The organism is Natrialba swarupiae (assembly GCF_008245225.1).
Taxonomy (GTDB): domain Archaea; phylum Halobacteriota; class Halobacteria; order Halobacteriales; family Natrialbaceae; genus Natrarchaeobius; species Natrarchaeobius swarupiae.
The window spans coordinates 77,824-91,047 of sequence record NZ_VTAW01000003.1 but is presented as its reverse complement, the minus strand read 5'-3'; the positions used below and the strand labels follow the sequence as shown (position 1 = coordinate 91,047).

Below are 13,224 nucleotides of genomic sequence, written 5' to 3'. Positions count from 1 at the left end.
CCGATATTCTCTTAACGTCGTATCTATTAGTCTTGTCAATGGCAGTCGAAGCTACGAGCGCAGGCGCGATCCTCTTCCGCGACACGCGGGGCCGGCGCGAGTATCTTCTACTCAAGAGCCGCCCGGGCGACTGGGAGTTTCCGAAGGGCGGTGTCGAAGGAGGCGAAGAGCTACAACAGACGGCTATCCGCGAGGTAAAGGAAGAGGCAGGCATCGAGGAGTTCCGGCTCCTCGACGGCTTTCGCGAGGACTACGACTACGTGTTCGAGGCGAACGGCACGACGATTCACAAGACCGTTCACCTCTTCATCGCGAAGTCGTTCGAGGCGAGTGCGGAGCTCTCGAACGAACACCGCGACCTGCAGTGGCGCGATTACGAACAGGCAGTGAACACCGTTACCCAGGACGGCCCCCGCGAGATCTTAGAACAGGCAGACGAGTTCCTCGACGAACACGAGGCTGACGAAGAGTAAGAACCGACTCGAAGCGCGGTCGACGCGCGTCGGAAGACGCGTCTCCGGACGTTACCGCTGTTTGACGACGACCGTATCCGCAACCAGGTCGCCGACGCGCTGGTTCTCGTCAGTGACGAAGATCAGCACGATGCCGGCGATGTACATAAACGGCAGGTTGTCGACGATCAGCGCCAGGTTTCGCAGGACTGACGCACCGATCGTACAGTCTGAGCCGTCCGATTTGACGACGACGAGCCCCATCAGATACTTTCCGGGTGTATACCCGTACAACCCCTCGAGCAACAACCCGTAGACGATCACGGCGATCACCGCGACGAGCGCCAGCACCAGTCCGACCACGTCGTGGATCGCGAATCCGATGACCGGGAGAGCTACCGCCAGGAGCGTCATGATGATGCTATCGATGATGAACGCGAGCATTCTGGGCCCGATTACGTCTCCGTTGGTTCCCATCCGCGGTGTTGGATGTTTTTCCATGCCTCAGCTATTTTATTCAAATAGTATATAATTTTATATCCCGTAGTGTTTGTTGTGTCCTCAGAGGACGGACGGATTGCCACGACAGGTTACTGGAGGAGATCACGATGCGAGAGCAGTCACGCCGGTATGGCCTCCACAGAACCTCTCATACGGTTTACTGTACGTCATTTCCGGCGCAGCCGCGACCCGGGCGGCGGTTGCAACGGTGGACTCGCTACACTCCTCCACCGAGACTCGTCTCACACGGTTCGACTCACCGCCGGTAGATCGGTACAGGAATCCGTACCAGACATCACTCGAGCAGTGTGCGCTCGAAGAACGCGCGTACGTCGGCGGCGATCGGTTGGCGCTGACCGACGAAGAAGTGATCGGCCGGGATCGCCGTCACCTCGTCGGTCCGGTCCGTCGCCCGCTCGACGACGGGTTCCCACTCCACCGTCGTATCCCGCTCGCCGTAGAGGATCTGGACCGGGATCGAAAGCGACTCGAGTGCGGGAACCGCCTCGAGGTCGTCCGCGAGCCGGGCAGCCGGTGCGAGCGCCGAAACCGCGTCCACGGCGTCGACGTCGGCGGACGCGAGCAGGGCTTGCGTCGCGCCGAAGCTGTAGCCGAAGACGCCGACCTGGTCGTACCGGTCGGCGACCCACCGGACGGCGTTTCGGACGTCCTCGCGCTCGCCGTAGCCGTCGTCCCAGGCCCCGTAGTCGAATCGGAGACAGGCGATCCCCGACTCACGAAGGGCGTCGCCGACTGCGACGAGTCGGCCGTCGCTTCGCGACCCGCCGTGTTCGGGATGTGGTGGACAAGCGACGACGATCGCCTCGGTGTCGGTCGCCGGTTCCTCGAGCGTGGCGCGGACGTCTCGGCCGCCAGGGATCAGTACGTCCGTCATCGTCCGGCGTTGGACGTGGGCGATAATCAAAGCCCGCAAATCGGAACCGGTCGGAAGATCGTCAGAAGCGGAGCCAGTCGAGACATCACCTGCCACCGGTGCTCGAGGGACGACCGTACGGTCTGTGTCCCGATTTCCCGGTGCAACCGCGAGCAGTCGAGCAGTCCTGTGATTGAACCGCCACTGACGGACAGTCGTCCGTATCAGTCAGTTCCGCAGGTGTCGATTCCGAACACCGCGTTGACCGGGCACCGCTGGATGACCGCCGTCGCGAAGAGATCACTCCCGCAGAGAAACGCGATGGTTCCGATCGTCCGGTCCCGGTTTCGGTATCCGAACGTGAGCAACGTTGCACCGATGACGAACCGAAGCAGCCGAGCGGGTCCGCCAACGTTCTTGTCCATGATCTCAGTTCGGCTTCGAGAGCCGTAGTGGTTGTCCCGTCGTTCACGAACTGCAACTGGTCAACGTGACAGCCTCGAGCGCGTTTCAGGACAGATCGCCGCTCGACGACCGCCCATCAGAGAGGTTCGAGAGACCGTCGTCTCGGTCGCACTCGAGTGCGGGCGGCGCGTCGTGGTGCTCGGAGTAGCCGTCGAACCAGCGGACGATCCGCTCGATCCGGTCGACGACGTGGGTCGGTTCGCCCGACCGGGAGAGTTCGTGGCCCTCCCGCGGATAGCGGACGAGTCGGGTATCGACGCCGTGTTTCTGCAAGCCGAGGTAGAACAGTTCCGCGGTGTTCGCGGGCGTCCGGTAGTCCCGATCCGAGTGCAACACGAGCGTCGGCGTCTCCACGTCGGGGATGTTCGACACCGGCGATTGCTCCCAGAGGAATTCGGGTTCCTCCCAGGGGGTCGTGTCGAAATCACCCTCGAGGAGGTGGAACGCGTCCGTCGAGCCGTAAAAGCCCGTGAGATCGTAGACGCCACGCTGGGCGGCCGCGGCTCGGAAGCGGTCGGTGTGGCTGACCGCCCACGCGGTCATGAACCCGCCGAAGCTACCGCCGGTGACGAACACCTCGGAGTCGTCGACGTACTCCCACTCGCAGACGGTCTCGACGCCGGCGAGGACGTCCGCCAGGGTGACCCGACCCCAGTCGCGGTCGATCGCGGTCGCGTGGGCCTCGCCGTAGCCGGTCGACCCTCGCGGGTTACACCAGAAGACGACGTACCCGCGTGCGGCGAGCGTCTGGAACTCGTGCCACATCGTCCCCGCCGTCGTCCACTGCGCGTGAGGCCCGCCGTGGATCTCGACGATCAACGGGTACGTCTCACCGGGCGAGGCGTCGGCGTCGAATTCCGGCGGCGTGAGGATCCACCCCTGAACCCGATTGTCGTCCTCCTCGCGTCGGGTCCCGTCGCCGTCTCGTTCGCTACTCTCGAGAGCAGTCGACTCCTCGCCGCCCCCGTCGTCGACGGCGAACCACACCTCCTCGGGTCGACGAACCGCCCGGCCGTCGAGATACTCACCGTTCACTCGAGTCAGTCGGTGGGTCTCAGCGCCGCGGCGGGTCGTGACGAAGACGTCGCCGGGGTGGTCCCACTCGCTCTGGACGACCGCGACGGCGTCGCGGCCGACCGAAAAGTCCTCGACGGGGACGTCCTCGCCGTAGATCCGGGTCGGTTTCTCGGTCGCGTCACCCGGCACCGACCACAACACCCGCGAACCCGTATCGGGCGTCGTGAAGTAGAGGGTTTCCCCGTCGGGAGCCCACTCGAACCGACAGCGGTGGCCGACCGTCCGGTCCAGCGGTTCGGTCGGCGTGGTCTCCGTCCCACTCTCGCGGTCGTGAACGCGGATCTCCGTCTGGCGCATCGACGCCCGCTCTTCGGGGGTGTACTCGAAGGCAACCGGGCCGTCGGTCGTCGTCTCGAGCCCCGAGAGCCAGCCGGTCGTCCGGGTAAACGCCTCCGTCTCGTCGCGCTCGACGTCGTGTTCGACGAGTTCGTACGTCAGCGAGTCGTCCGGCCGTTCGCCGACCTTGCTCGCGTAGTAGACCGTCCGGTCGTCCCCCCAGGTAGGGAGGACGTAATCGGCGTCGCCGTCGGTCAGACGGGTGATCGCGCCGTCACCGTTACTGTCGTCCCCGTCGCTATCGGCGTCCTCGCCGGTTCCGTCTCCGTCGTCACGGACCGTTCCCACGCCGGTCGAACTGCGCTCGGCCTCGAGCGCCCGCTCGACGTCGAGGACGTAGACGTGGCGGCGTCGGCCGTCGGCGTACTCGGTGTCGGCGCGGTAGATCATTCGGTCGATCACGCGGGGGTCTGGCGGCTCGAACTCGTAGTCGGGAGAAACGGCGTGGTCCCTGCCGGTCTCACGGTCGTCCGCCGTCACGCGCTGGGAGAACAGCAGACGAGAGCCGTCCGGACTCCACTCGAGGTCGTCCACGCCGCCGACGACCGACGTCACTCGTCGCGCTTCGCCGCCGTCGGTCGGGAGAAGCCAGATCTGCTGGCGGTCGTTCTCGCCGCGTGTACTGACAAACGCTAGCCGGTCGCCGTCTGGACTCCACCGCGGCTGACTGTCAACCCCGTCCGTGGCGGTAAACTGGGTCGCCTCGTCGCCGCCGACCGGGACGACGTGGACCGTCGCGGTCGTCGTCGAATCGTCCTCGGCCGTTCGCTCGACGAACGCGACCCGTTCGCCGTTCGGGGAGAGCTGGGGGTCACTGGGGTGTACGATCTTGAGGGCGTCGACCGCCCGAATTCCGTTCATACCGACACACACCGAGGGTCGTCCGAAAGCGTTTTGGACAGCCGAGGATAGTGCTATCGTTCGCCGAAGACGGTGGCCCCGTGGCTATCACTGCCGGTTGACGATACCGACGTTGAGCGCCGCGTTCGAACACGAGAAGTGCCGGAGGGTCCCGGTATACCACAGCGTCCGCGACTCCCCACCCGGAACGTAGACGTCTGCACTCGAGGGTAGTCCGATCGTACTCGAGACGTACCGCTGGTCGGAGACCTGTCCGCTGACGTCGACGGTCACGCGCCCGCCCGATCCCGGACACGCCCGCACCGTCACCGCGCCGGTCGACCAGTCCTCGAGGGTCAGTTCCTCGTCGCGACAGCCCCGCGTCTGGACAGCTCCGTCGTCCTGTGCCGAGGCCGTTCCCGCGAGTCCGACTGCACCCGCGAGCGCGCCGAGCAACGCGCGACGGGGCGTGTTCGGTCCACCAGCCGCTCGGAAGCGATCTAGCGCGTTCATTGCTAGCACCGCTCGACTCTCCGTCACCGAGGACCAAGTATTCCGGTTCCGATTTCTCGAACCGGTCTCACGACGAACGAATGTCGGTCGGGACCGGACCTCGAGGAGGGTTTTTACGCGACCGTCTGAGGAGGGGATACGAACGCACGAGTCGAGACCGAGCTGTGGTCGCTCGCGTTCGGTCGAAGAACCCCTCTCGAGCGTGCCGTGAGCCGCGGGTTTAAGTCGGATCGAGCGGCCAGGCCGGCTATGGTCGAACTGGAGACGGAGACGGATCGCCGCGACGGCGTCACGCTCGTCAGGGGCCTCGTCACGAACACGCGAACGACGAGACAGCTGATTCGGCTCTCGAGCCGCCTCGACGGACCGACGTGGCCGCCACGGCGAGACGGAGCCAGGCCGGCGGAGTGGACCGACGGATGCTGGGAAGGCGTCGTCGAGCCGGGCCGGCGTCGCGGGTTCGGGTTCGCGACGCCGACCGAGCCGACTGCGGAACCGGTCAAACTCGTCACTGCGAGACGACCGGACGACGGTGAGCGCCAAGTTCCGGAAGCGGTGCTTGCCGGACTCGAGGATCACGCGCCGTCTCGGCGGACCGTCGGCACCCCTACCGACGGATGATCGTCGCGGTCGCCGGCGGCAAAGGCGGCGTCGGCAAGTCGACGGTCGCACTCAATCTCGCCCGCGAACTCGAGGGGGTCGCCGTCGACGCCGACCTCTCGACGGCCGACCTCCCGCAGGGCGACGGACCGGGACTCCACGAGGTGCTCGCCGGGCGGGTCGATCCGATCGACGCGGTCGAACCGGTCGGGTCGACACGAGTTCTCTCGTGCGGACGAACGCTCGCCGGCGCGCGGGCCGCCGACGTCTCCGAACTGATACCGGCGGTCCGTCGACTCGAACGTGAGTCCGACCACGTCGTCGTCGACTGTCCGGCCGGCCTCGCACGGGACGTCGGCACCGTCCTCCACTGTGCCGACCTCACAGTCCTCGTGACGACTCCGGACCGATCGGCGCTGACCGACGCGTTCCGGACCCGAGAGCTCGCACTCGACCTCGAGACGCCGGTCGCCGCCGTCGTCCTCAATCGCTCGAGCGCCGAGAGCGAACGGATCACGGACCGCGTCGAGGCGACGTTCCAAGCGCCCGTTACGGTGCTGGCGGAGCGGTCGTCGATCGAAGACGCTCGGCGAGTCGGAAAACCCGTTCGGGACGTTCGCCCGAAGGCGACGGTACTCGAGGCGTTCGAGCGCGTCGCACGAACGATCGAGCGGTGTGACCGATCGGGGATCGGGGTCGGTCGGCGCTGACGTCGTTAGCGCATTCGATCGCATCTGTCGTCGCTACCGGATCTCGCCCGGCTCGATCCGAACGTCCGTCGCGGACCGCCCGAGATCGAGGTCGACCGTCTCGGTAAAGCGCCGTTCTCGCAGTTTCGGAAGCGAGAGCGCGTGTTCGACGCCGCCAGTGGTGGCACCGGTGAACGTTCGAAGCGTCGCGACCGCGTCGACCAGCTGCATCGTCGTCGACCGATGGTCGGGCACGGGATCGTCCGACAGACAGTGGAGCACGGCGAGGCCGCCGGAGTCAGCGATTTCGTCGACGAGCGTGTTCAGAAACCCGAGGTAGGCCTCGTGGTCGGTCCGTTCGAGCGGATCCATCGAGTCGACGACGAGGTTCGCACCGTCGGGGAGCGTCGCGATCAGCTCCGTGGCGTCCTCGAGTCGGTTCGATCCGGTGACGCGCCGAATCGTCGGCGTGGCACCGTCGGCCGCCGACGCGAACCCGCGCTCGACGTTCCGTTTCGACCGGTTCGTCGTCAGATAGAGCGTTCCTCGCGTCTTCGCGACGTCCGCGAGGAGGTGTTCGGACTGGCTCGCCGGATCGGCGGTCAGCGCGACGACCGAACCGGCAGAGACGCCGCCGCCGAGTGCCGTATCGACCGGCCGGATTCCGGTCGGAAGCCGATCACCGTCGGATTCGACGTCGTGGCGGGAAACTTTCGTGGGTTCGTCCCCGCGCAGTGTGCCGGCGACGGCGTCGAACGCCTCACGAACTCCATCGGCCGCGAGGGGATCGTCGCGCTCGGGGACCGTTCCGAGGACGGGAACGCCGAGGCTGGATTCGACCGCACCAGTCACGCCGTCGCTTCTCGTCACGACGGCGCCAGCGACGGGGACCTCGAGTCGACGAGCCATCTCGATCGTTCGCCGCGATGCCCGTCGGCTGCGCTCGGTGTTCGTCGTTACGACGACGACCCGGTCGGCCGCACAGAGCGGATCGGTGACGTCCGGTCCCGCGCCGGATGGACAGTCGAGGAGGACGCGTGCGTCCACGCGAGCGAGGCGACCGAACGCTGCCTCGAGGTCGACCCGATCCGACGACTTCGGGGCGGTGAGGACGCTGGCGTCGACTCCGCCGGGAAGGGGCTGGATCGACGAATCGATGCCTTCGTCGACGGTGTCCGCGAGCGTCGGCGTTCGGTCGACGTCGGCGACGACGTGGAGGTTCGGGAGCTGGCGATCCGCGTCGACGGCGATCGTCTGTTCCCCCGCGCGGGCGAACGCCTCGGCGAGGCCGGCCGTCACCGTCGTCTTTCCACATCCACCTTTCGCACCGGCGATGGCGATCATGCCGCCACTGGCCGCCCCTTCCCATTTGAATGTGCGGGCGTGGCTCGGTGCCGGTTCGGCTGTGCTCGTCGCCCGCCACGATGCCGACGTGGCTCCTGTCCGCCCAACCGTTATCAACGAGGTCGTGGTCGGTCGGGGTATGTCCCAGGAACTCAGGCAGGCCCGGACCGAACTCGAGAACGCGGTCGAACGGGCGGACGACGACGTGCGCGAGGATCTGCGCGAGACGGCCGCCGCGTTCGCCGAGTACGCGTCCGACGACGCCGATCCGGATCACGCCGTGTTCGACGAACACCTCAACACGCTTCGACAAGCCCGCAGACGAGCCACCGGTGACGTAGAAACCCAACTAGACCGGGCGCTCGAGCGAGCCGAGGAGTACCGAACGGGACTCGAGCAGGCCTGACCTGACACGCTACTCGAGGCGATCCAGAACGGCGTCGCGTTCGTAAGACAGCGACAGCGATCGCGAGCGGCCGCGCCCGTCGACCTCCGTGTACTCGGCGTCGATCAGCCCGAGCTGGTCGAGTTTGTTGACGATTTCGGAGTAGCGCGTGTAGCCGAGGTCGGTCCGCTCGTGGAACGTCTCGTAGACGTCGCCGGCCTGGTCGCCGTCACGGTGGGCGATCACCTCGAGCAGCGTGCGTTCGGTGTCGGCGAGTCCCGACAGCGACCGCGAGAGGTTGATGTACTTCGACTTCTCGTAGGCGTCCTCGACGTCCTGGCGTTCGACGGTGCGACTCGCGCGCATCTCGGCGTTCAGCCCGGCTCGTCGGAGCAGGTCGATCCCGACTCGGAGGTCGCCGCTGTCGGCGGTGAGGTCGGCGACGTACTCGAGGGTCTCTCGTGAGATGACGCCGTCGTTGAACCCGCGTCGGACCCGCTCGTCGAGGATGTCGACGATCTCGGGGCTGTCGTAGACGGGAAAGTAGACGTCCTCGGGGCGGAAGACGCTCTGGACCCGCGAGTCGAGTTCGTCGATCACGTCGAGTGAGGGATCGGAGGAGACGACGATGACGCCGATCTTCGCGCCGGGGTACTCCTCGTGGGCGCGCAACAGCGAGTACAGCGTGTCGGAGGCCTCGTTCTCGTAAAAGAGGTAGTTGACGTCGTCGAGTGCGACGACTAACACCCTGTCCTCCTCGACCAGTTTTTCGGCGATCTGGCCGAACAGCTTCTTGAACGAGATCCCCGACGAGGGCGGTTCGTAGTCGAAGGTACCCTCGAACAGCCGCGAGAACACCGAGTACCGTGTGGCGTTGACCTGACAGTTAACGCGAATGGTTCGGATCTCGCTGGTCTGGGCACCGATTTCGTCGAACAGTTTCTGAATCGAGGTGGTCTTTCCGGTCCCCGGCGGCCCCCGAACCATCACGTTCAACGGCCGCGAGCCCCGAACGGCCGGACGAAGCGCGTACGTCAGGCTCTCAGTCTGGCTCTCGCGGTGTTTGAACGTCTCGGGAACGTAGTCGATCTCGAAGACGTGTTCGTTTCTGAACACGGACTCGTCCCACGACAACATCCCCCCTTCGGGGTCGTCTGCCATCACTTTCACCACGCTGTCGAAGCTACTTAGTTGTTCGCAGGGTACACGTCTTCGGCGAGTTCGACCCGGCGGTTCCGCGCTCGAGTCGGCCGGGTCGAACCGTCCGACGTGAACCGCCGTCGTAAACGGTCCGGTACGTGCACGGCGAACTATCTCACAACCACTTCCGTTCGAGTCGACGGCAACTCACTCGAACTTCTCGAGCAACCGATCGTAAAACTGCGGCGGGCCGTCGCCCGGAACCGTGCCGCCGTTGGCCGCCACCCCCTCGCCGGCTTCGGTCGCCAGCTTCTCGACGATCAACTCCGGGGTCGAGCGAGCGAGGTGATCTTTGACCGGCGAGCGGTTTACCTCGAGGTCGCCGTCGACCAGCCCGACCGCTTCGATACCGTCGACGGCCACGTCGAAGCCGGCTGTCTCCCTGATCTCGCCCGCGAGGTGGGAGACGAACACCGCCGTCGCGCCGTTCTCGTCGAGTGCCTCGAGGATGCCGGCGATGATCTTCGCCGACGCGCCGGGTTCGGTGATGCTCTCGAGTTCGTCGACGAGGACGAGCGAGCCCGCACCGCGTTCGGCGAGCGTGGCGAACTCCCGGACGGTCGACTCGAACGCGCCGGCATCGAGCGTCCCCTGGGTCTTCGCGTGGTAGTGCAACGCGTCGAACCGGCGCAACCGCACCCGGTCGGCCGGAACGGGGAGGCCCATGTGTGCGAGGACGACGACGCTCGCGACCAGATCGAGCGTTGAGGTCTTCCCGCCGCTGTTGACCCCCGAGAGCAGGGTGACGCCCGAGACGTCGTAATCGACGGGATCGATCGCCGACCGCGGCTCGTCGAGCAACGGGGATCGACCGCCCTCGATCTCGAATCCAGCGTGGGGAGGGGCCGTATCCGATTCGTCGTCTCGGTCCCAGCCGAACGCCGGCATCGTACAGCCGAAGTCGTCGGCGAAGCGCGCGACCGCGAGTTCGACGTCGAGTTCGAGTGCGTCCCGGACGAGCTGGCGGACGGCCCCGCGCTGGTCGGCGAGGTCGGCCGCGAGGTCGCGTTTGAGTCGGCCCGCCCGGCGTTCTTTCGCGGCGGTCAGCTCCTCGCGCAGCCGGGAGAGCGGCTCGTCCTCGCGCTCGACCGGAAACGTCGGCTCATCGCCGAAGATCCGGCGGGCGACCTCGGCTTCGCCCTGATCGAGCGAGAGCGCCTCGATCAGGTGCTCGCGAGCCGCCTCGACGGCCGCCGCGTACTCGTCGGCCAGCTCCCGCGAGAGCAGCGAGTCGATGCCCGCGCCACGTTCGACCAGCGAGAGCAGGTCCGACCCTTCGATCGTGACGTCTTCCTCGCGGATCGCCTCACGCAGGTGGTCGTTCGCGACGCTCTCGGCCGTGCCGACCGCCGCGTCGAGGTCGTCGACCGCAATCGCAAGCCGATCGAGTTCGTCGTCCCCCGCAACCGTACCGTCCGCCTCGAGCCGAGAGAGGGCGTCCTCGAGTGCGTCGAGGTCACAGTCAGTTTCCATCCCGGCCGTCCGGTGGACGGCGACGGCTGCAGCGATCGGATCGCGGTTTCGCGCGAAAAAGGCCAGCGGACGCTCTGGGACGATCTCGGCGGGCTCCTCGAGTGCATCGGCTCTCACCCGGACGTCGCCCTCGACGGTGACGCCGGCGAACGACTCGTCGATGGCGATCACCGTCGAGTACCCCCGGGCGAGTTCGGCCAGTCCCTGGGCGTCCTCGACGACCTCCACAGAGAGCTCCGGTATCGCCTCACGAGCCTCGCTGTACCGTTCGGCGTCGGTCGTCGCCAGACACCGCTCGCGGACGCGGACGTCGCCCGGGCTCTCGAGCGGTTCGACGCCACGGAGCGCCTCGAGGATCTCGTCGTCGGGGTTGCGCTCGAGCGCCTCGCGGGCGAACTCGCGGACCTCCTCGATTCGCGACCGGCGCGGACTCGGGTAGAACGTCTCGAGGCGCTGGGCGGCGTAGTCGGTGACCGTGCGATCGGCGAACAACCCGAGCAGATCACGGTAGATCTCGCGGGCGCGGTCGGTCGCGAGAAACCCGCCTGGATCGTCGTGTTCCCGACGAATCGCGCCGCGGGCGATCCTGGCCGCTCGTCCCTGGGGGATTCCCGGCGCGCTCGCGATCGTCGCCACGTCGCCGGTCCGCAGCGCCCGCTCGGGGTCGTCGAGTTCGGCCAGCGCACGGGCCGTCTTCTCGCCGACGCCCGGAATCGACTCGAGGTCCATCTTCTCAGGCAGCGTATCAAACCGAGACGAGAAAAAGCTCCCGCCCCGCTTTTGCCGCTCGAGGTAGTACCGCCGAACGTGTCAACCGACGCACTCGAGTACCACGAACGGACGAAACACTCGCCGAAGAGCGTCCGGTCGGGTGGTCACGGACTGAACTTCGAGAACAAGCCCACGCCCTACAAGGAGTACGTCGATCGGCCGTCGGTCGCGATGGCCGACCGAATTCGTCCGCCCCAACAGCCGGCACTCTCGGCGATCGCGGAGCCGATCTCCGACGGCCGCCTCGAGAGTGCCGGGGCGAGCCGAGGCGGAACCGAACCCACGAAACCCGACTTCGAGGCACTCACGACCCTCTGTTACTACGCGGCGGGTATCACGAAGACGATCGAGCGCGGCGGCCGCCCGATCCCGTTTCGGGCCGCGGCGACGACGGGAGCGCTCTACCACGTCGACCTCTATGCGGTCTGTACCGACCTCGAGGGGCTCGCGGCCGGCGTCTACCACTTCGATCCTCGGACGCTGTCACTCGACGTGGTACGCGAGGGCGAGTACCGGGACGTCCTCGCGAGGGCGACGAATTACGAGGCCGTCGCGGACGCCCCGCTGTCGATCGTCACAACCTCGACCTGGTGGCGAAACGCCTGGAAGTACGGGGATCGAACCTTTCGCCACGCGTTCTGGGACTCGGGAACGACGCTCGCAAATCTGCTTTCGGTCGCCCACGGCCTCGAGTACCGCGCCGAGATCGTCACCGGCTTCGCCGACGAGCCGGTCGCCGACCTGATCGGCGTCGATCCGGCCCGCGAAGCGCCCCTCGAGATCGTTCCGATCGGTGCCGGCGAGGACATCCCCTCGAGCGACGGCGCTTACGGCGTCGATCCGATCGACCCTGAGACCGCCCCGCTCTCGCCGAACGAACGGGAGTTCCCACTGATCTACGACGCCTGGACGGCCGGTACGCTCGCGGACGGTGACGACGCCGAATCGTGGCGATCCGGACGATTCGCAGGCGAAACCGCACCCGTCGGCACGCGAGAACCCGGTGACGGGGAACGGATTCCGCTCGAGCCGGTCGACCACGAGACGGCCTCGAGTCGCCCGCTCCACCGGACGATCCGACGTCGCGGTTCGTGCCGGGAGTACGACCGCGAGCCGATCAGCTTCCGGAAACTGTCGACCGTGCTCGATCGCGCCGTCCGCGGCGTTCCGATGGACGTTCCGCGCGGTGGGCCACTCGAGGACAGCGCCGACGGCACCGGTACGGACGGCGGCAACCCGCCGCTCTCGTTCGTAGACCCCTATCTGATCGTCAACGGCGTCTCCGGGCTCGAGCCAGGTACCTACCACTACCATCCCACCGCGGGCGAACTCGAGCGACTTCGAGAGGGCGAGTTCCGCCGCGAGGCGAGCCACCTCGCGCTGGATCAACGCCTCGGCGGCGACGCGGCCGCCTGTCTCTACTTCCTCGCGGATCTCGAGGCGATCGTCGACGCCTACGGCGACCGAGGGTACCGGATCGCACAGCTCGAGGCGGCAGTCACGGCGGGTCGGCTCTACCTCGGAACGTACGCCCACCGCGATCTCGGCGGCACCGGCTTGACGTTCTACGACGACGTCGTCTCCGATTTCTTCGCGCCACGAAGCGACGGACAGACGCCGATGTTCCTCTATACGATCGGGCGGCCAGCCCCATAGTCCAGTTACTGAACTGTACTTATGTTACTGAACGGTACTTATATTCGA

Annotated in this window: 13 protein-coding genes; 5 read left to right on the top strand and 8 right to left on the bottom strand. The window is 66.6% G+C overall.

The features are described 5' to 3' along the window. The first annotated feature begins 38 nt into the window (after positions 1–38). Positions 39–473 carry a bis(5'-nucleosyl)-tetraphosphatase gene (locus tag FYC77_RS03895; protein WP_149080201.1) on the top strand — a complete coding sequence of 145 codons (435 nt, stop codon included), beginning with the start codon at positions 39–41 and terminating at the stop codon, positions 471–473. A gap of 51 nt (positions 474–524) precedes the next feature. On the opposite strand, the gene FYC77_RS03890 is transcribed toward FYC77_RS03895, so the two are convergent. The 5 genes from FYC77_RS03890 to FYC77_RS03870 form a co-directional block, all read right to left on the bottom strand. Beyond that, on the bottom strand, positions 525–953 hold the full coding sequence (locus FYC77_RS03890) for an RDD family protein (protein ID WP_149080200.1): 429 nt from the start codon (positions 951–953) through the stop codon (positions 525–527). Positions 954–1,248: 295 nt separating this feature from the next. After that, entirely contained in the window at positions 1,249–1,848 is a 600-nt protein-coding gene (locus FYC77_RS03885) for an alpha/beta hydrolase (protein WP_149080199.1), read from the bottom strand. A 203-nt stretch (positions 1,849–2,051) separates the two neighbouring features. After that, positions 2,052–2,252, bottom strand: coding sequence for a YgaP family membrane protein (locus FYC77_RS03880; protein ID WP_149080198.1), 201 nt, complete (start codon positions 2,250–2,252; stop codon positions 2,052–2,054). 85 nt (positions 2,253–2,337) lie between these two features. Continuing rightward, positions 2,338–4,566, bottom strand: coding sequence for a S9 family peptidase (locus FYC77_RS03875; RefSeq protein WP_149080197.1), 2,229 nt, complete (start codon positions 4,564–4,566; stop codon positions 2,338–2,340). A gap of 87 nt (positions 4,567–4,653) precedes the next feature. Next, positions 4,654–5,058 carry a hypothetical protein gene (locus FYC77_RS03870; protein WP_149080196.1) on the bottom strand — a complete coding sequence of 135 codons (405 nt, stop codon included), beginning with the start codon at positions 5,056–5,058 and terminating at the stop codon, positions 4,654–4,656. Between the two features lie 249 nt (positions 5,059–5,307). Between FYC77_RS03870 and FYC77_RS03865 the strand changes: the two genes are divergently transcribed. Beyond that, entirely contained in the window at positions 5,308–5,679 is a 372-nt protein-coding gene (locus FYC77_RS03865) for a DUF7857 domain-containing protein (RefSeq protein ID WP_149080195.1), read from the top strand. Further along, positions 5,676–6,368 carry a MinD/ParA family ATP-binding protein gene (locus tag FYC77_RS03860; RefSeq protein WP_149080194.1) on the top strand — a complete coding sequence of 231 codons (693 nt, stop codon included), beginning with the start codon at positions 5,676–5,678 and terminating at the stop codon, positions 6,366–6,368. The genes FYC77_RS03865 and FYC77_RS03860 overlap by 4 nt, the downstream gene beginning before the upstream one ends. A gap of 33 nt (positions 6,369–6,401) precedes the next feature. Here FYC77_RS03860 and FYC77_RS03855 read toward each other — a convergent pair whose 3' ends face one another. Beyond that, the gene (locus tag FYC77_RS03855; protein WP_149080193.1) at positions 6,402–7,691 is read right to left on the bottom strand and encodes a MinD/ParA family ATP-binding protein; all 1,290 of its coding nucleotides are present in this window, start codon (positions 7,689–7,691) and stop codon (positions 6,402–6,404) included. 139 nt (positions 7,692–7,830) lie between these two features. On the opposite strand from FYC77_RS03855, the gene FYC77_RS03850 reads away from it, so the two are divergent. Next, a complete protein-coding gene (locus tag FYC77_RS03850) occupies positions 7,831–8,097 on the top strand; it encodes a DUF7553 family protein (protein WP_149080192.1) in 267 nt (88 codons plus the stop codon). 9 nt (positions 8,098–8,106) lie between these two features. On the opposite strand, the gene FYC77_RS03845 is transcribed toward FYC77_RS03850, so the two are convergent. Further along, entirely contained in the window at positions 8,107–9,237 is a 1,131-nt protein-coding gene (locus tag FYC77_RS03845; protein ID WP_149080191.1) for an ORC1-type DNA replication protein, read from the bottom strand. Between the two features lie 186 nt (positions 9,238–9,423). Further along, positions 9,424–11,478: a MutS-related protein gene (locus tag FYC77_RS03840; RefSeq protein ID WP_149080190.1), complete on the bottom strand. Its 2,055-nt coding sequence runs from the start codon at positions 11,476–11,478 to the stop codon at positions 9,424–9,426. A gap of 78 nt (positions 11,479–11,556) precedes the next feature. Here FYC77_RS03840 and FYC77_RS03835 point away from each other — a divergent pair, with 78 nt between their 5' ends. Continuing rightward, positions 11,557–13,176 (top strand): SagB/ThcOx family dehydrogenase, encoded by a 1,620-nt coding sequence (locus tag FYC77_RS03835; protein ID WP_149080189.1) that lies wholly within the window; start codon positions 11,557–11,559, stop codon positions 13,174–13,176. Positions 13,177–13,224 lie beyond the last annotated feature (48 nt).